The sequence below is a fragment of the Paraburkholderia caffeinilytica genome (assembly GCF_003368325.1).
GTDB lineage: Bacteria > Pseudomonadota > Gammaproteobacteria > Burkholderiales > Burkholderiaceae > Paraburkholderia > Paraburkholderia caffeinilytica.
In genome coordinates, this window is sequence record NZ_CP031466.1 from 3,230,883 (window position 1) to 3,249,825 (window position 18,943).

At 63.0% G+C, this 18,943-nt stretch carries 12 protein-coding genes; 6 read left to right on the forward strand and 6 right to left on the reverse strand.

What is annotated here, in order from left to right; genetic code table 11:
- Positions 1-36 precede the first annotated feature (36 nt).
- Positions 37-3,672 (reverse strand): ATP-binding protein, encoded by a 3,636-nt coding sequence (locus tag DSC91_RS14190; RefSeq protein WP_115779842.1) that lies wholly within the window; start codon positions 3,670-3,672, stop codon positions 37-39.
- A 684-nt stretch (positions 3,673-4,356) separates the two neighbouring features.
- On the opposite strand from DSC91_RS14190, the gene DSC91_RS14195 reads away from it, so the two are divergent.
- The 5 genes from DSC91_RS14195 to DSC91_RS14215 all read left to right on the forward strand — a co-directional run bounded on the left by DSC91_RS14195 (position 4,357) and on the right by DSC91_RS14215 (position 9,770).
- Positions 4,357-4,608 carry a hypothetical protein gene (locus DSC91_RS14195; protein ID WP_007178686.1) on the forward strand — a complete coding sequence of 84 codons (252 nt, stop codon included), beginning with the start codon at positions 4,357-4,359 and terminating at the stop codon, positions 4,606-4,608.
- Positions 4,609-4,946: 338 nt separating this feature from the next.
- On the forward strand, positions 4,947-5,939 hold the full coding sequence (locus DSC91_RS14200; RefSeq protein WP_115779177.1) for a DedA family protein/thiosulfate sulfurtransferase GlpE: 993 nt from the start codon (positions 4,947-4,949) through the stop codon (positions 5,937-5,939).
- Positions 5,940-6,032: 93 nt separating this feature from the next.
- Positions 6,033-7,745, forward strand: coding sequence for an FAD-dependent oxidoreductase (locus tag DSC91_RS14205; protein WP_115779179.1), 1,713 nt, complete (start codon positions 6,033-6,035; stop codon positions 7,743-7,745).
- A gap of 277 nt (positions 7,746-8,022) precedes the next feature.
- Positions 8,023-8,322: a hypothetical protein gene (locus tag DSC91_RS14210; protein ID WP_115779181.1), complete on the forward strand. Its 300-nt coding sequence runs from the start codon at positions 8,023-8,025 to the stop codon at positions 8,320-8,322.
- Positions 8,323-8,546: 224 nt separating this feature from the next.
- The gene (locus DSC91_RS14215) at positions 8,547-9,770 is read left to right on the forward strand and encodes a winged helix-turn-helix domain-containing protein (RefSeq protein ID WP_115779843.1); all 1,224 of its coding nucleotides are present in this window, start codon (positions 8,547-8,549) and stop codon (positions 9,768-9,770) included.
- Between the two features lie 22 nt (positions 9,771-9,792).
- Here the strand turns inward: DSC91_RS14215 and DSC91_RS14220 are convergent, their stop codons facing one another.
- From DSC91_RS14220 to DSC91_RS14240, 4 genes are all read right to left on the reverse strand, one after another.
- Positions 9,793-10,392: a LysE family translocator gene (locus DSC91_RS14220; protein WP_115779183.1), complete on the reverse strand. Its 600-nt coding sequence runs from the start codon at positions 10,390-10,392 to the stop codon at positions 9,793-9,795.
- 193 nt (positions 10,393-10,585) lie between these two features.
- Positions 10,586-10,843, reverse strand: a complete 258-nt coding sequence (locus DSC91_RS14225) for a hypothetical protein (protein ID WP_115779185.1) — start codon at positions 10,841-10,843, stop codon at positions 10,586-10,588.
- Between the two features lie 121 nt (positions 10,844-10,964).
- Positions 10,965-13,148, reverse strand: a complete 2,184-nt coding sequence (locus DSC91_RS14230) for an NHL repeat-containing protein (RefSeq protein WP_115779187.1) — start codon at positions 13,146-13,148, stop codon at positions 10,965-10,967.
- Between the two features lie 730 nt (positions 13,149-13,878).
- Positions 13,879-14,805 carry a DMT family transporter gene (locus DSC91_RS14240; protein ID WP_115779191.1) on the reverse strand — a complete coding sequence of 309 codons (927 nt, stop codon included), beginning with the start codon at positions 14,803-14,805 and terminating at the stop codon, positions 13,879-13,881.
- A 160-nt stretch (positions 14,806-14,965) separates the two neighbouring features.
- Here DSC91_RS14240 and DSC91_RS14245 point away from each other — a divergent pair, with 160 nt between their 5' ends.
- Positions 14,966-15,886 (forward strand): AraC family transcriptional regulator, encoded by a 921-nt coding sequence (locus tag DSC91_RS14245; RefSeq protein ID WP_115779193.1) that lies wholly within the window; start codon positions 14,966-14,968, stop codon positions 15,884-15,886.
- 13 nt (positions 15,887-15,899) lie between these two features.
- Here DSC91_RS14245 and DSC91_RS14250 read toward each other — a convergent pair whose 3' ends face one another.
- Positions 15,900-18,920 (reverse strand): FAD-binding and (Fe-S)-binding domain-containing protein, encoded by a 3,021-nt coding sequence (locus DSC91_RS14250; RefSeq protein ID WP_115779195.1) that lies wholly within the window; start codon positions 18,918-18,920, stop codon positions 15,900-15,902.
- Positions 18,921-18,943 lie beyond the last annotated feature (23 nt).

The window sequence follows — 18,943 nt, forward strand, 5'->3', positions numbered from 1 at the left end:
GCCACGACCGAAACGCCATTGGCAACGGCGTCTGGATCAATGCATCGACGCTTCATCCAGCCCGAAGCGATCGCACATCGCCTCGTGCAGCGAGATCGCACGTTCGTCCATTTCGGTCGTCCAACTTTCGCTGCTCTCGCATAGCCGCTGCAGCTCGCGACATTGCTGCGCGAACTGCCGTTCCTGCACCACGAGGAACGCGCCGGCTGCGCTATGCGCCCAGCCGCCCAATGCTTCCCGGTCTTCCTGCTCGACAATCGCCATCAACCTCGGCAGATCGCTCTGCAAGTGCTGTTTCAGCAAGGCCGTGTAACGCGTCTTGTCGTCCGCGCTGAGCGAACTGACCGGATCGGAGATTGCGCCAGCCACAGCCGAAGTCACCGGCGCCACCGCCGCATCTGCCGTCACAGTTGGCCGTGACGTTGCCGCCCGCGACCCCGCCGGCATCACCGTAAGCAACGCCGTTTCCAGCTCGCTCAACGACGCCGGCTTCGCGACATAGCCGCTAAAGCCGCGTTCGCGCCAGCCTTCCTGCTGCTGATTGCCGGTAACCGCGCTAAAGGCCAGCACCGGCAAGTCCGTATGCGCTTTGCGCAACGACGCGAGTAGTTCGTAGCCGTCCATGACCGGCATGTGGATATCGGTCAGCACGACCTCGAAGTGTCCCTGTTCGAATGCCGCCAGCGCTTGCCGCCCGTCGCCGGCGACCGTCGGCACACAGCCGAGCGCGTCGAGCTGCTCGACGATCAAGGTCTGGATCAGCGGATTGTCTTCTGCAACCAGAATCGTCAGACCACGCAGCGCCGGATTGACCGTTGGTTGCGGCGCCACTGAGGAGTCGCTGGAGGGCGTCGCCCTATTGCCTGCACCGTCCGCGCTATCCGTCGACAGATCGACTGCCGACAGAATCGCCGTGCGGCTGAACTCACTGGCTTCGATCACACCGTCGGCACGCACGGCCGGACGATGCGGTCCGCCGCGCGTGATCCACACCACGCCGACAGGCTGCGTTGCACGCAACTCCGCGATGGCGTCGAGGCTGTACTCGCCGGTCACCACCAGCACGTCAGGCCGGTTCACTCGCAGCCATGCTAGCGCGCTGTGCATCGACGTCACCGTTTGCACCGCCCGCCCCGTGCGGAGGAACCAACGCTCGAGCATCTGCCCCGACTCTCGCTCCTGACACAGAACGAGCCCATTGCCTCGACGCGCCGGCTCGACAACCGGCGCACGCAATTCATCGGGCGGTGGTGCAAGCGGTATCGAGACGCTAAACGCGCTCCCCACACCCAGCACGCTCTCGACCGAAATATGCCCACCCATGAGTTCGCACAGCCGCGCGCAGATCGACAGACCGAGTCCGGTGCCACCGTAGCGGCTCGAGGTGCTCGCCTCGCCCTGTTCGAACGGATTGAAAATGCGCGCCACCAGTGCCTGGTCCATGCCGATACCGGAATCGCAAACCCGGAACGTCAGAACCGGGCGGCCTTGCAGATCGTCCTGCACCTCTCCATTCAGCGTGATCTTGCCGCTCGACGTAAATTTGAACGCATTGCTCAGAAGATTGTTGACGATCTGCGCGATGCGCGTGCGGTCGCCACGCACCATCTGGTCGAGTGTCGGCGACAGATGCGAATAAAACCGAATCGCACGATCCGCCTTCATTGGCGCGTAGGAGAGCGCGATGTTTTCGAAGTCGTCGATCGGGCGGAACAATTCGCTCGTGAGTTTCATCTCGCCGGCGTCGATCTTTGAAAAGTCGAGAATGTCGTTGACGATGCGGCGCAGCGCGTCGGCCGCCACGTTCAGCGCGGTGAGTCGTTGCGCGTGCGCATCGAGTCCAGGCGTGCGCGCAAGCAGTTCGAGGTTGCCGAGCAAGGCATTCAACGGCGTGCGGATTTCGTGGCTCATCGACGCGAAGAAATTCGTGCGCGCCCGCATCATGGTTTCCGTACTCTGCTGCGCGAGCCGCAGTTGCTGTTCGAGTGCATGCTGCGTGGTCACGTCGAGAATCGCGCAGAACAGCACGTTTTCGCCGGCGTAACGCGCGGCGGCGTAGGTGAGCTGCAGGAACTGCGCGGGCGCGCCTTCGTCCGGCTGCGATTGCGGTTGCGGTTGCGGTTGCGGTTGCGGTTGCGGTTGCGGTTGCGGTTGCGGTTGCGGTTGCGGTTGCGGTTGCGGCTGCGGCTGCGGCTGCTGTTGCGGCTGCGTTACCGGTTGCGACACATGCGGCTGCTGCCGATTGGGTCGTGCAGGCACGACAAAAGCGGCGACCTTCGCAAACGCCGTCACCGAGGGCTTGTCCGGCGCCTGCGCCGAGAACTCACCGACAATGTGCGGCGGCAAGCGGTTGCTGCCCGGTTCGATATGCAGCAATTCGGCGGCTATTGCGTTGGCGTTGATGATCGAATAGTCGTTTTGCCGGACGATGCACAACCCGATCGGCGTCGCGCTAACCAGGATGTGATTGATTGTTTCGCTTTCCAGCGCGCGCGTTGTTTCCGCGACGCTGTTGCGCAACAGACGCAGGCCCCAGAAACGGGCCATCAACGCAATCGTCAGCAGGATCAGCAGCGTGAGACCGGCTAGCGCCACCAGATGCCAACTGAGCGCCGCAGCCAGTGCATACCACGACATATAACCGACCAGCGAGCCGAGACCCGATATAAGCGGCTTGCTCAGAAATACGCCGTTTCGAATGTAGTGATAGGTGTTGGGCGTCGCGCTGGAGAAAGCGCCCTGCAACGTTTTCGCCGTGGGCCCATCGACCGGCGGCGACGCCACGATCAAGCGATGATCCGCGCCCATCAGCATCAAGCTTCCTTCATTGGTGGGCCGGGCGAGAAGGGCGGAAAGGGTGTCGAGAGGGATGCTCATCACGATCAGCGTGGTCGGCGTATCGCCGTTGTAGTGCACGCCCACCGCCGAGATCACCGGGATGCCTTGCAGCGGATCGCGATACGGACCAATCCAGACAAGCTCGCCCTTGCCAGGCACACGCTTGCCGGTTCGCGCCTGCAACTCGCGTTCGAGTGCGTCGCGCAGGACGCTGACGAGCGCCGGCTGCAACGCCGGCGAAGCCGAGGCAGGGGCGGTTGCGCCTGTCGCCGGTGGCGCGAGTGACGGCAGGATCGCGGCATAGTCTTCATCCAGCCCGATCAGCACCGCGCGTTGCCGCAATTCGAAGGCTAGCTGGGTCACCAGTGTGGACTTGGCCGCGTCGTACAGCCGCCATAGCTTCACGCTGAACGCCGGGCCCCACGCCTTGCGCGTTGCTTCGCCAACCAGCACGTCGAATTGCTCGCTGCCCCTGTCTACCGTGCCGCGGCCGACGCCGGTCTGCAATACCGATTGTTCGACGCTGTCCGGCACGCTCAGCACGTTATGCGTGTCGTGATAGTAGTCGAGGGTGAATTCGGCGCGGCGTAGCACCGACTCTTCACGGTGCAGCGCCAGAGAGATATCGGCGGCGTTCTGGGTGGCGATGGCGCGCCGGTAGTCGAGTTCCCTGCCCACGGCAAGAGCGGCCAGCAACAGCGCGAACAGGACGATGATCAGCATCAGCAAAGCGATCGTCGCCAGGTACACCCGCTGTTGACGTTTCGCGTTTTGCGCGAGCGAAGCAAACGCCTGGGCCAATGACTCCTGAGTACGGTCGAGGATCTTCTGCATCGTCTCGCTCGAGTGGCGGATTCGCGCAGGCAGACCGCTGCGGGTGTCGAGGTGACGAAATGCGTCTGCAGGCCTTGTCCGGCGCAGTGTAACGCTTTTGAAGGCACGGCGAAACGCATCGCGGACGAGGTCCGGATGCCGGCGCGACGCTGCGCTCGGGTCGAGCACGAGGTGCGCGAACTTGATTGAGCGGGAAGAATTGACATTGATCTGATAGATCGGCGTTACTCCCACCTCGACAGTCCCGAATTGACGCATCAGGATGGCAACGTCAGCGCCCAACTAGTTGCAAGGGCAGGCTGACCCGAGTAACAACGGCGTTTAGCAGCCCGTCCCTTCAAGGACGGGCTATTTTTTTGCGGCGTGTTTCTCTCGCTGCACCGGCTCATAATCGAAGCGCGCGTCAGCACCGTGACAACCGGGCAGAAGGGCTGCACCGTCACGGGGCACGAAAAATGCAGCCGTCGACGCGGGGAGTCGCGTTAAACTGGTTGTCACAGTCGGGCGCCACGGCTCGCATTGCCCGGCGGGCCACGCCCGCCATACGTCTAGGCAGCACGGCGTGGCATCCCGGCAGGCAGATGGGTGGCGGGCAAATTCCCCACGTGTGAGCGCCGCGCGACAGACGGCGCGCCAACGTGCCCGTACAATGGTTCGATCAACAACGGAACAAGGACAACCTCGATGCGCACTACCGGGTCCTCCGGGTCAATGGCCCTGCTCACCGAATACGACGACGCAACGGCGCGCGAACTCCGCTCGCTGCGCCTCGAATCGACAGAAGACGGCAAAGGCATTCTTCTGATCGAAGTCGATGAGCGCAAGCCAGGCATCCACCGCGAAGTGCGCTACGAAATCACGCCGGCCGAACTGATTGCGGCGATTCGCGCGCATGGCGCGGAGTTGCCGGGCGAACAGCACAATCATCGTCAATAAAGCTGCCGCGTACGGTATTGCGCTTATGCGCGAATGCCGTGCGCCGCTTTTGCACCGCCGCCCTGAATTTCCGTACCGAATAACGGCCTACGAGCTTGCGTAGGCCGCGATTCATCACTCGCTTGCCGCAAAAGCTACAATCTGTTTCGCGTTGTTCCATTCGCGTTTCTATTCCGCGTCTTTAACCCGCCAGGCAAGCCGCAGCCACGCTTTTAACACGCGAGTAATGGGCCGCTATTCCGGACATTTGCACGTCTTGAAAATGCGTCCATAATCCTTACATCCTCTGTTGCTTTCCCTACCTGCTCCGCGCCTGAAAGGGCTGCGGATGTAAGCCGATGCTACATGATCTCGTCGAGCAATATGGACCGGCGCTCGTCTTCGTCAACGTGCTGGCCGCCTCGCTCGGGCTGCCGGTCCCGGCGATGCCGGCGCTCGTGCTGTTTGGAGCGATGGCGGCCATGCATCCCGGGTCAGTGGGCACGCAGCTGATGCCGGTCCTCGTGTTGTCGATATTCGCCACCCTGATCGGCGACAGTGCCTGGTATCTCGCCGGCCGTCTGTACGGCGGCAATACGCTGAAAGCGATCTGCCGTCTTTCGCTTTCACGCGACACCTGCGTTAAAAAGACCGAACGCTTTTTCGGCCGCTGGGGCGTGCGCGTGCTGGCGGTCGCGAAGTTCGTGCCGGGCCTGTCGATCGTGTCGATTCCAATGGCCGGCGCAATGAACACGCGCTACCGCACGTTTCTCACTTACGACAGCATCGGCGCCGCCTTGTGGTCGGGTACCGGTTTGATCATCGGTGCGCTGTTCGCCCGGCAGATCGACATGCTGTTCGCCATGGCCGGACGCCTCGGCCGCACGGCCGCGCTGGTGGCCGTCGCGTTGCTGCTGCTGTATGCCGCCTATCGCTGGATTCGCCGGCGCCAGCTGATTTCCACGCTCGCGACCCAGCGGATCGAAGTCGAGGAGCTGGCGGCGCTGGTCGCGGCCGGCAAAACACCGGTCGTGTTCGATATCCGCTCGCAGGAAAAGCGCGCGCTCGACCCGTTCGTGATTCCGGGCTCGCAATTCGCCGACGAGCGGCAACTCGAAGAGATCGTCGCGAAGTATCCGCACGATCAGAAGGTGGTGATCTACTGTTCGTGCCCGAATGAAATATCCGCGGCATGGATGGCCAAACAGATGAACGAAGCCGGCTTCGCCGATGTGCTGCCGTTACGCGGCGGCATGGAAGCCTGGCGCGACTCGGGCAAAACGGTGGACGCGCTGCCCGGCATGCCGCCGCCCGACGTGGCGGTCGACGATATCGCGCCGAAGGCCGTGTAGCGCGGCAGCGCACTCATATTGGCGCCGTCGCGCGCCCGCGCCGCTTCGCCCCCCGTGTCGATCAATCAGGATGAACACAGAAGGAGCGGTTTAATGCTGTCGACTCAAGAAGCTGAAGGGCAACAGACCGTCGTTGCCGACGCGCCGTTTTCGTCGCTTGCAACGCGCATGCATCAGATGTTCCCCGAACTCACGTGTGCGGAAATCGATCGTCTGCGCCGGTTCGGCGAAGTAGGCCACTGGGAAGCCGGTGAGTTGCTGTTCGAGACCGGCTACACCGGCCCTGGCATGTTCGTGCTGCTGGATGGGCGCGTGAAGGTTTACCAGCGCGATGGCATCGGGCGCGAGGTGGTGATTGCGGAACATGGCGCCAAGCACTTTCTCGCGGAAGTCGGTCAGCTGTCCGGGCGGCCCGCGCTGGTTAACGGCATGGCCGTCACCCCGGTCGATGCTCTGCTGATTCCGCCGGACAAGCTGCGCGCGCTGATCGTCGCCGAGGCGGAACTGGGCGAGCGCATCATGCGGGCGCTGATCCTGCGGCGCGTGTCGCTGATCGAAAAGGGCGCGGGTGGCCCGATTCTGATCGGCAACAGCAGCGACGCACGGCTCGTCATGCTGCAAGGCTTCCTGTCGCGCAACGGCCATCCGCACTCGGTCATCGACGAACGCGACGAAGACGCGCTGCGTCTGATCGAGCAATTCGCCGCGCAGAAAGAAGACATGCCGCTGGTGATCTGCCCGGACGGCTCGGTGCTGCGTCATCCGAGCATGCCGGAACTCGCCACCTGCCTCGGTTTGCTGCCCGATCTCGACGATTCGCATGTGTACGACGTCGCGATCGTCGGCGCCGGCCCGGCCGGCCTCGCCACCGCCGTATACGCGGCGTCCGAAGGACTCTCGGTGATCGTGCTCGACAGCCGCGCGCCAGGCGGCCAGGCGGGCGCCAGTTCGCGGATCGAAAACTATCTCGGCTTTCCGACCGGCATCTCCGGGCAGGCGCTGGCGGGCCGCGCGTTCGTGCAGGCGCAGAAATTCGGCGCGCATGTGGCGATTCCGGTCCACGTCAAGGCGCTGCATTGCGCGGAGTCGCCGTACCGGCTGGAGCTCAAGTGCGGCGGCAAGATCACGTCGCGAACCATTGTGATCGCGAGCGGAGCGGTCTATCGGCGCCCCGCCCTCGAAGGGCTCGACCGTTTCGATGGGCGCGGCGTGTACTACTGGGCGTCGCCGGTCGAGGCCAAACTGTGCAAGCGCCAGGAGATCGTGCTGGTGGGCGGCGGCAATTCGGCGGGCCAGGCGATCGTCTATCTGGCGACACACGCGGCCAAGGTCCATGTGCTGATCCGCCGAAGCGGCTTTGAAGCCACCATGTCGCGCTATCTGATCGACCGCATCCGTTCGCTGCCGAATGTGTTCGTGCATCCGAATTCGGAAATCGGCCGGCTCGAGGCGGATGAAATCGGGTTGGCGTCGGTCTCGTTGAAAAAGCCTCTGCCGGACGGCACCCAAAGTTTCGATACGCGGCATCTGTTCCTGTTCACCGGCGCGGATCCGAATACCGAGTGGCTGCGCACCTGCGGCGTGCAACTCGACGACAAGGGCTTCGTGCTGACCGGCACCAACGTAGAGGGAGCCTCCGTCTGCGATCTCGCCACGACTGTCGAAGGCGTGTATGCAATCGGCGACGCGCGCGCGGGGTCGACGAAACGCGTCGCGGCGGCGGTCGGAGAAGGCGCGGCAGTGGTCGCGCAGATCCACCAGCTGCTGGCCGTTTCGGCAGAAGAGGCGGTGGCTTTGGGAGCATGAAGGCGGCTTGGCCGGGGCCGCACACCGGTTGTTCGAGACCGGTGCGCCGCGCCGGCGTGGCGCGCCGCTTTCCTGCCCGCCATGTCACAATCCACGCCCGCGCGCGCCTGTCAGTCAGGCTATCCCGCGCCACGCATTGCCTGCCCGCCAACCGAGGGCGGGTAATCTGTTGTTACACACGCCTTCAACTGGTTGCACCTGTCCTGCTTTCTGTTTCGTAATATATCGTCAGCTATTCGACAGCGAATGGCCGGCTCTTTCGAAACAGGAGACAAGCATGATCAACCGCGCGATTGTTTTCACCGCCTTCGGCCTTGCCGCTGCCTTCGCATCAACCACCGCTTTGGCCCGGGTGGACGTCGGGGTGTTCGTCAACACACCCGGCCCCGTTTATGCGCCGCCGCCTGTGATTTATGCGCCTCCGGTCGTTTATGCGCCCCCGCCTCCGGTTGTTTATGCGCCGATGCAACCGGCGTATGGCTATGGGTATCGCGGCGATTACTATCGCGGGTATCGCGAGCGGCATGACCATGGTCGCCACCGCGGCTGGGATAAGCACCACAAGCGCGACTGGTAATGTCCGCTCGGCCACGGCGCCGGGTTGCCGGGTTGCCGGATTGCTGAGTTGTTGAACCTAGTCATTGCGTCCGCTCCGCCCTCCAAACCGCCATGCTCCGGTTGCACTCCGCGCCAATTCGTCTGCCGTATTCGCGCTACAGTAGCGGCTGCTGATTCAGGCCGGACCTCGCGTCCGCTCCCATCGCAGTCACTCATCGACCCAAGCCCGTGACCGACGCCCGCGTGAAGACCCTTCCGCTATCCGCCGCGCGCACCCTGCATCTGGCCGCGCAAGGTTTGCTGACGCCGCCGCGCCGCAAAGCCGTCAAAGCCGACGTGCTCGACGCGATCCGCCGCATGGCGCAATTGCAGATCGACACGATCCACGTCGTCGCGCGCAGTCCGTATCTGGTGCTGTTCAGCCGGCTCGGCGCGTATCCGCAGCAATGGCTCGACGAGCATCTCGCCGAAGGCAAGCTGTTCGAATACTGGTCGCATGAAGCCTGTTTCGTCCCGATCGAAGACTACGCGCTGCTGCGTCACCGCATGCTCGACCCGAGCGACATGGGCTGGAAATACGCAGCGGAGTGGCACAAGAAGCACCGCAAGGACATTGAGACGCTGCTCGCGCACATCCGCGCAACAGGTCCTGTGCGTTCAGCGGACTTCGCTCGCGAGGCAGGCACCGGCAACGGCTGGTGGGACTGGAAACCGGAGAAGCGGCATCTGGAAGTGCTGTTCGCGATCGGGCAACTGATGGTGGCCGAGCGGCGTAATTTTCATCGCGTCTACGATCTGACCGAGCGCGTGCTACCCGGCTGGGACGACGCACGCGACCTGCCGCCACGGGAAGCCGTCGCCGAGGAAGCGTTGCGGCGAACCTGTCGCGCGCTCGGTGTCGTGCGGGCCGATTGGGTTGCCGATTACTATCGGCTGCCGCGCCGGCCCTATCGCGACGAACTGCGTACGCTCGCCGATCGGGGCGAACTGATCCCGGTGCAAGTAGAAGGCTGGAAGCAGGACACCTTCGTCCACCGTGAATTCGCACCGATGATCGACGACGCGGCGACCGGCAAGCTTGCGTCAACCGTCACCACGGTGCTGTCGCCGTTCGATCCGGTGGTATGGGACCGCAAGCGCGCCGCCGCGCTTTTCGACTTCGACTATGCGATCGAATGCTATACACCGGCGGCGAAGCGCAAATACGGCTACTTCGTGCTGCCGATTCTGAGCCGGGGGCGCCTGGTCGGTCGCGTGGATGCGAAAGCGCACCGGAGCACCGGCGTGTTCGAACTGAAGTCCTTGCACATCGAACCCGGCGTGCGGCTCAGTGCGAGGCTTGCGGGCGATCTGCGCCGCGCTTTGCAGCGCTGTGCGGACTGGCACGGCACGCCGCAACTGGAAATCGCATCCGCGCCGCCGGAATGGCTTGAGGCGTTGAGCGTGGGCAGCACGACGGAAGCTTAAGCGCGCGGCACAAGAGCCGTAATCAATGCAGCGCCGCCCACGCGAGCGACAAGGAAAACACGCCCAGCACGATCGACGCGCCACGCTGCATCTTCACCGGATTCAGCCAGGTGAGTTTGCCGCTGCCGAGCGCCGCGCCGAACGCGATCCACGCAAGCGCGATCGGCACCAGCAGGCAGGCGAACATCAGCATCGCCATGGCATATGCGGGCAGATGCGTGAACGCAACGGCGGGAAAGATCGTCCCGGCGAACAACAAACCTTTCGGGTTGAGCAGCGTCGCCACGAATAGCGTGCGCATGCCGCTCGCCTGCTGCGTCGAATCGGGCAAGGCGACCGCCGCGCGCCACATATCGACGGCGAGATACGCGATGTACAAGCCGGCCGCCACGCGCAGCAGCGAAGGCAACCACGGCCACGCGTGTGCCGCTTGCGCAAGAAAATGTCCCCACACGGAAATCGACACGAGATAGCCGGCCAGTTCGGCGGCGATCAGCGGCAACGAACGTTGCATGCCCTGGCGCAACCCGGCCGCCGCGAGCAGCGTATTGGTCGGGCCCGGCGTAATCAGCACAACGAGGATGCCGACAGCCAGCAACGCGATAGCGGACGTGGAAAGCATAAAAAAGGCGCAATGTTGGAAACAATGCGCCTTTTTATCACAGAGAACCGTGCCGCCGAAAAGCGGAGGTGATTGCGGTGGCGAAATGCATCGCTAAATTGTCACCGCCCATCGCAACAACAAACGCCTGCTCCACATCGGCGCTTCATGCCGATGCGAACCACGCGCGCCCGCAGGTGGCGCGCCACCGCCTTCAGTGCTCCAGTTTCGCGCGCAATTCGCGAGCGGCTTCCAGCAGCCCCTCATAACCCGAACGGGCGTGCTCCGGCAGATCGGGATCGCCGACGAACGCGCCAAGCGTTTCGATCAGGCTATACAGAATGCCCTTTGCGGCACCGGAAGCAATGCTGCCGGACGACACCTGCTGGTCCACGTGACTCAGCGCGGCATCGAGGTGTTCCAGGTCGGGCCGGTCGCCCGGGGGCGGCTGAGGCGTTACGTCTTGCGTCATGATGAATCTTCTCTCCGGTCCCATGCATCAGTGAACAAAGCCATCCTTACACGTTGTTATATACCGATCGCGCGCCGGCGTCCATTCGTGATCGGACTCAGCGCGATTCGCATGATCCACGTTAAGGTGTCCACCGATACATCAGGATTTTCGCGCGCGCGTCGTCTTCCAGCAGGACGACGTATTCGCCATTGTCACGCTGCACGGCGCTGATGCCGAGGTAGACATCCACCCAGCCACTGGTGTTGCCGACGCTCGCCCCCGGCGTCATATAGCCGATCGCCTGCCCGGTGCGCGTGTCGTACACATCCACCTTCGCGGTGTACAACTCGGCGACGAAAATGTAATTGCCTGCCACCGCGACGCCGACCGTCGTGGTCTGCGGATTGGTCTGCGTGTTCCATGGCAACGAGACTGTGTATTGCTGCGCCGGTGTGCCGGAACTCCAGTTGTCATAGCGCGCCAGCACCGGACCCGCCTCCTTCCAGTGCGTCGAATCCCACGGGATCGCGCTCGTGAAACCGGATATGTACATGGTGTCGGTCGCGGCGATATAGACGATCCGCGCAATCCGCGTGAACGGTTGCGGCATCGCGAACATCTTCGAGCTTGCGTACGTGTAGATCGGATTGCCGGCCGAGTCGAGACCTTGCAACGGCATCTCGCGGATGCCGCTCTTCGGCGTGGCGAGCCACACGTTGCCGGGCGTATCGACCCACCAGAAGCCGTTGCCGACCGTGCTGCCCGTCGATGGATTGCTGCTGATCTCGCTCGCGTCGACCGTGCCGTCGCCATTGCTGTCGCGCCACAGCCATTCGCCATACGTCGGCTGCCCTGCGGGCCACGAGCCCGGCAGCGGATTTTGCGCCAGCAAGCCGGACGGAATCGCCACTTCGCCATGCGCCGCGTCGAAGCGATAGACGTTCAGATAATGCGCGCCCGGATCGAGCGTGTAGAGATAGCGCCGACCGTCGATTCGCCGCACCATCGGTTCGCCGCGCACGCCACGCGGTTCGTGAAACGCCGGGTCGTCGGGATACGCGAAACGATCGAGCGTGAAGCCCACATACGACCATTCCCGGCCTACCGGCTGGCGGTAATCGAGCGTGAAGCGCTTCGAGCCGGTGTAGACCGAATTCGGCGTCGCCGGATCGAACCCCGCGCTATCGACAAAGGTCAGGCCGTACAGGCGCCAGTTGAAGGCATGCGAGCCGAGCACAAAGCTTTCGAGCACAGCCCCTTGACCGACCGATGCCGAGCCGAGCGGCCTTGGACCTTCGCCATTCTGCGCGACGTACAGATTGCCTGCGGGATCGACACCCAGGCCAGTGATGCCATTGAATCGCCAGTTGCCCGGCACACCCTTGACCGCGTGGAAGATGCCATTGCGCGTGCCGATCGACTCGGCGATTCGCGGCTGGCCGTCGGCATACTTGTTGAAGACGAGAATCTGTTGCGCCGGTCCATTGTCGGCGACCAGGATTTGCCCGGACGGCGAGATTGCGATGTCGGTCGGCACCGTGCCGGCGGGCAACGGCACGGTGCCGGAGAGCGCGGTGCCGTTGGCGGCATAATGCAGAATGCTTAGGTTTCCAGATGAGACACCGCTCATCACCCACAGCGTCGAATCGGTATCCAAAGCGATTCGCCCTGGCGAGGGCACATTCCATGAGCGCAGGCGCCGCATCGATGCGGCATCGAACACGACGATCCGGCTGTTGTACGTATCGGCGACATACAGTTCGGTATCGGTAGCGGCCATCCCGCGAATGCCCGCATCGGTGCCGGTGGTCACTGCGTTCAGCCGCAGGAAACTGTTCTTTGTCGCGTTGGCGCTATTGCCGATGCCGCTCGTGAAAGGCGCGCCAGTCGCCAGATTGGCAAGCGTGCGACGCGTAATGCCGAACCACGTCTGGTTGGCCGGCGGATAGTCCGCGCCGACGAGTCCATTGTTCTCGTTGCCGATCGACATTGCCGCGTACAGGTAGGTATGGTTCGTCGCGACCGCATCGCCGCCGGCGGCGCCCCAGCCGTGTGTCGAACCGGCCACGGCGATCTTGTCGCCCGCACGGTACGCGGCAATTTCGCTGCCGCTTTCATCCCAGGGGGCGTTGGTATAAACGGTGCCGTCGGCGCCGACGCTGATCGCCTGAATGTCCTGCTGCATCCACTTGCCATCGCCGAAACCAAAGCTATTGCCGATCCAGGACGTGGTGTAGCTGAGTTGCGATTGTCCGGATGCGTTGAGAGGAAGCAGACTGTGGACGACAAGAACCGCGACGCCAAGGCGAGAGAAGATTTTCACGACGGTATTTCCTTGCGAGGTGCGAAGCGCGCACGGCCGGCGTGTCCGGCGCGCCATCGCATGTATGCGGATCGATTAGCTATCGCACATACGTGAACGTTGACGTTTTATCCTCGCATGGAAAGAGCGGAAATTTATTCGCAAAAAATTCGCGGTAAGGAGTTGATCGCTTAAACAATTCGAAGCGCATAGCTTTGCGCGGGAAAGCGGCGTTGTTTGCTCTTGAGTCTCACTTGATGGGTTTATCGTCGCGCGTCGCGCAGGTTGGTGGTCCTCTTCGCGCTCTTGTATGGCGGTTCGGTGATGCTGGGATCATCTTGGTGTTTGGGATTTTCTTGTGTTGTTCTTGTGTTGTTCTTGTGTTGTTAGTGGTCTATTAGTGTTGCCCCTGTGCGGGGCGGCACTTACTTTCTTTGCCGCCGCAAAGAAAGATAAGCAAAGAAAGCGGCTCACACCAATCATGCTAAGTGGGCACCGTTGTCTGGATGGGGTAGTGGCTCCGTGGAGTCTGTGTTCGTGCACCTTCCCGCGCTTGTGACAAGGGTGTCATTCTTCCGGCGGCGCTGCGCGCGCCGAAGCCTACTTCTTAAAACCGTCCGGTTGACTTTTTCGGCGCTGGGGGTTGTTTGGCGAAGCGCTTGCCGTTGCACGCTTCGCGTTTTTTCTTCTCCTGGAAAAGCTCACTGGTGAAATTTTCAGCTCACTTTTTTGCTCCCGGAAAGACTCACCTTTAAGGCTGTCTGTGCAGGCGCTGTCGACCGGACGGTTGATCACGCCGCACAAAAATGCGTCGCGTGAGATCGAACGCCACCAGATTGCCCGCCACCACCAGCAGGAGTCCAAGCACCGCCAACCCGGACCATCGGTAGCCTTCGAATACCGTCGACGCCGCCAGCGCCACAATCGGAAACAACACGGTGCAATAGGCGGCCCGCTCCGGCCCGATGCGTCCGACCAGCATCAGATACGCGGTAAAGCCGATCACCGAGCCGAACACGGCCAGGTAAGCGAGCGCGCCGAGATAACGCGCGTCAGGCTCGATGGAGAAAGAAAAGCCGGCCAGCGCGCTGCCCACCGTCAAGATGCCGGCGCCGATCAGCATCGCCCAGCTATTGGTGGCGAACGGGTGCAGGCCCATCGATTGCATCCGGCTCGACAGCAGATTGCCCGCCGAAAAGCACAAAGTGCCAAGGAACGCGATCGCGAGTCCCAACCATACCGTGTGATCGCCCAGGTGCCCTGCCATCTGCTGGACGAACAGGCACACGATGCCGACCAGCCCCAACGCCGCCCCGGCAATCGCCGACGGTTGCAAAGGACGGCCCATGAAAAGCCGGCCGTTGATCGAGTTCAGCAGCGGCGCAGTGGAAAACACCACCGCGACGAGGCCACTCGGCACCACCTGCTCGGCATAGTAGAAGCACAGAAAGTTAAGACAGAAGAGCGCCAGACCTTGCGCGGCCAGGAAGCGCCAGGCGGCGCGCGGCGGCCAGATCGGCCGGCGCATGATGCGCAGCAGCGCGAACAGCACGAGCGCCGCGATCCAGAAACGCCACGCAATCGACACCGGCGGCGGCACCGCCCCCAGTTGCCATTTGATCGCGATCCACGTGGTGCCCCAGATCAGCACGGTGACGGCATAGAGCGAAAGATTCATGATGAAGCCTGCAGCAGCAAAAAGCGGAAGCCCTACTATGCTGCAGCGCCGGCGGCCGCACTTGTCCAGGATTGCGCACTTTTTCGCCGGAGCGAGCGGCCGGCGACCGCTCGCCCTATACTGGCACCTGCCCTGTCATCGAACACATCCCGCTCGTCCCGTGAACGCCAGACCGCCCGCCACCGTGATCGAATCCACCGAAACGCCGTTCGGCCTTCAGTCGGTCTGTCACACGCTGCAGAGCGCCAACGCGAATCTGGAACGCTTCGCGTGGCTCGGCGACCGGCTCGCCATCGCCGTCTGGACCCGCGACATCGAGGAAGCCGAGACCATCTACGAACAGCCCGGCCATCACACGCTGTCGTGCTACCTGGACGGCGGCTATCGCACCGAGCGTCAGAAGATGCCCGGGCGCTACGGCGCGCCGTCGCGGCTCTGCGCGTTGCCCGGCGAGCATGAATCGCGCTGGTGGGTGCGCGGCCATATGCATTTCATGCATCTTTACTTCCTGCCCGAACACTTCACGCAGCGCGCCGTGCAGGAACTCGATCGCGAACCGCGCGAGCTGACGCTGGCCGATCGCACTTATTTCGAAGACGCCCGCATCGCGAGCCTGTGTCAATCACTGGCCAATGAAGACTGGCAAGACCCCGATGGCCTGCTGCGCACCAATGAAACCGCGCATCAGGTGTTGAGTCTGCTGCTGCGCGCACAAGGCGTGCGTCGCACGGATGCGGCGCTCAAGGGCGGCCTGTCGGTCGCGACTCGCCGGCGCTTGCGCGATTACATCGAGAACCATCTCGCGCAGACCCTCACACTCGGCGAGCTTGCCGGTGTGGCGGCGTTGTCGGAGTTTCATCTGGCGCGCATGTTCCGCGCGTCGTTCGGACTCCCGCCTGCTGCGTGGATCGCGCAGCAACGGCTCGAACGCGCACGCACGCTGCTGCGCACGACGACACTGCCGCTCGCGCAAGTCGCCGAACAATGCGGCTATGCGAACGCCAGTCATTTCAGCCATCGTTTCCGTGAAAGCGTCGGCGTGGCGCCGACGGCGTATCGGCAGGTGGTGGGGGCCGGATAGGGGCCGACCGCCCTCATTGCAAAGCCATTGCCAATACGCGCGCCACATGGATTGCGTCAACGCCCGCGCCATCATGAATCTGATGCCGGCAACTCGTGCCGTCGGCGACCATCACCGTATTGCCGTCGATCTTGCGCACCGCGGGCAGCAGTGAAAGTTCCGCCATGGCCTGCGATGTTGCGTAATGCTCGGCTTCGTAACCGAAGCTGCCTGCCATCCCGCAGCACGACGACTCGACCGTCGACACCCTCAGCTCAGGAATCCACTTCAGCACGGTTTGCACGGGCGTGAACGCATCGAAGGCCTTTTGATGGCAGTGGCCGTGTACGAGCGCCTGCTCCTTCGCCAGCGGCTTCAACGCAAGCTGCAAGCGCCCGGCCTGTTCCTCATGCACCAGAAACTCTTCGAACAGGAATGCCAGTTTCGACAGACGCTGCGCTTCCTCACCGAATCCATAGTGCAGAAACTCGTCGCGCAACGACAGCAAACACGACGGCTCCAACCCGACGATCGGCACGCCACGCGCCACAAACGGCTTGAACAGATCGAGCATGCGCCGCGCCTCCTGCTTCGCTTCATCGACCAGACCGGCCGCGAGGAAGGTGCGGCCGCAACACACCGGCCGCTCGCCCGGTCGCGTATTGAAGTGCACCGTGTAACCGGCAGCCTCGAGCACCTGTAGCGCGGCGCGCGCGTTTTCAGGCTCCATGTTGTTGTTGAACGTGTCGACGAACAACAGCACTTCTTTCAGCGCACCGCCTCGAGGCGGTTTGGCCGTCACTGCGCCAGACAGAAACGATGTCTTGAACCGCGGCAACGTGCGTTCGGGTGCAAAGCCTATCGCGCGTTTGAACCACGCCGACAACACCGGCACGTTATCGGCCAGCGCCATCAAACCCGGCACGCGGCTCGCCATTCCCGCATAGCGTGGCATGAAGGCCACCAGCTTGTCGCGCAGACGCAGCCCATGCCGTTTGACGCGCGCCGCCCGCGCCTCGATCTTGAACTTCGCCATGTCGACGCCCGTCGGGCAGTCGCGTTTGCAGCCCTTGCACGAGACGCACAGATCGAGCGTGTCCTTGACGTCGTCGCTGGCAAGTCCTCCTTCGCCGAGTTGTCCGGAAATCGCGAGACGCAACGTGTTCGCACGTCCTCGCGTCACATGTTGCTCATCCTTCGTCACGCGATAACTCGGGCACATGGTGCCCGCGTCGAACTTGCGGCAATGGCCGTTGTTGTTGCACATCTCGACGGCCTTCGCGAGACCGCCCGACAGATCGTTGCCGCTGCCCGGCAACGTCTCCTGCCCCGTCAGCGGATCGCGTTCGACGTTCCATGCGGACCAGTCGAGCGCGGTCTCGATCCGCTGCGCCTGATAGCCCGGTGCAAAGCGGAAATTGCGCGCGTCGTCCATCTTCGGCGGACGCACGATCTTGTCGGGATTGAAGCGATTATCCGGATCGAACAGCGTCTTGATCTCGGTGAACGCCTGGTTCAGGCGTGGTCCGTATTGCCACGCCACCCATTCGCCGCGGCACAGGCCGTCGCCGTGTTCACCGGAATACGCGCCCTTGTACTCGCGCACCAGCGCCGCCGCTTCTTCGGCGATGGCACGCATCTTCACCGCACCGTCGCGCCGCATATCGAGAATCGGCCGCACGTGCAGCGTGCCGACGCTTGCATGCGCGTACCAGGTGCCTTCCGTGCCGTGGCGGTGAAACACGTCGGTCAAACGGCTCGTGTATTCCGCCAGATGTTCGAGCGGCACCGCGCAATCTTCGATGAAGGAGACCGGCTTGCCGTCGCCCTTCATGCTCATCATGATGTTCAGCCCGGCTTTGCGGACTTCCCACAGCGCTTTCTGTTCGTTCGCGGCAGGCATCTCGACAACTGAATCGGGCAAGCCAAGATCGGCCATCAGTTCGGTGAGTTGCTTGAGAGACGCAAGTTGCCGGTCGCGGTCCTCGCCCGCGAATTCCACCAGCAGGATCGCTTGCGGCTCGCCGACCAGCGCCTTCTCGATCACCGGCCGGAAGGCGGGATTGCTCATCGCCAGATCGATCATGGTGCGATCGACCAGTTCCACGGCCACCGGCTTCAGCTTGACGATGTGCTGTGTGAGATCCATCGACTGCCAGAAGGTCGGGAAGTTGACCACGCCAAGCGTCTTATGCGTGGGCAGTGGCGCAAGCTTGAGCGTCAATTGCCGGCTGAACGCAAGCGTGCCTTCCGAACCGACCAGCAGATGCGCGAGATTCGCGATGCCGTCGTCGGTATAGGCGCGCGGGTTCTGGCAATCGAACACGTCGATGTTGTAGCCCGCGACACGCCGCAGGACTTTCGGCACGCGCGCCACGATTTCATCGCGCTCACGTTGGGCAATCTGCTTCACGCCCTCGACGATCTGCTGCAAGCGCGCGCCTTGCGGCGCCTCGCGCAATGACGCAAACCGTGCCTCGCTGCCGTCGGCGAGAATGGCGTCGATCGCTTCGACGTTGTGCACCATGTTGCCGTATTCGATCGAGCGCGAGCCGCACGAGTTATTGCCTGCCATTCCGCCGATCGTGCATTGCGCCGCCGTCGAAACGTCGACGGGAAACCACAGGCCATGCGGCTTCAGCCATGCGTTCAGATGGTCCAGCACGACGCCCGGTTCGACCGTCACCGTGCGCGCGTCGGCATCGAATGCGACGATGTTGTTCAGCCACTTGCTGGTGTCGATCACCAGCGCCTCGCCGACGGTCTGGCCGCATTGACTCGTGCCAGCGCCACGCGCAAGCAGCGGTACTTTCTCGCTGCGTGCGATTTCCAGCGCGATACGCAGATCGTCCTGATCGCGCGGCACCACCACGCCGACCGGCGTGATCTGATAGATCGACGCATCGGTCGAATAACGGCCGCGGCTCGCCGCATCGAACAATACGTCGCCGCGCAAGGACTTGCGTAAATGCTGCGCGAGCGGCGTCGTCAAGCGTGCCGCGGACGGGACCAGATGGATCGGCTTGACGAGCAAAGCGGAAGTGGAGGTCGTCATATCGTCGGCCTATGGATAAGCGG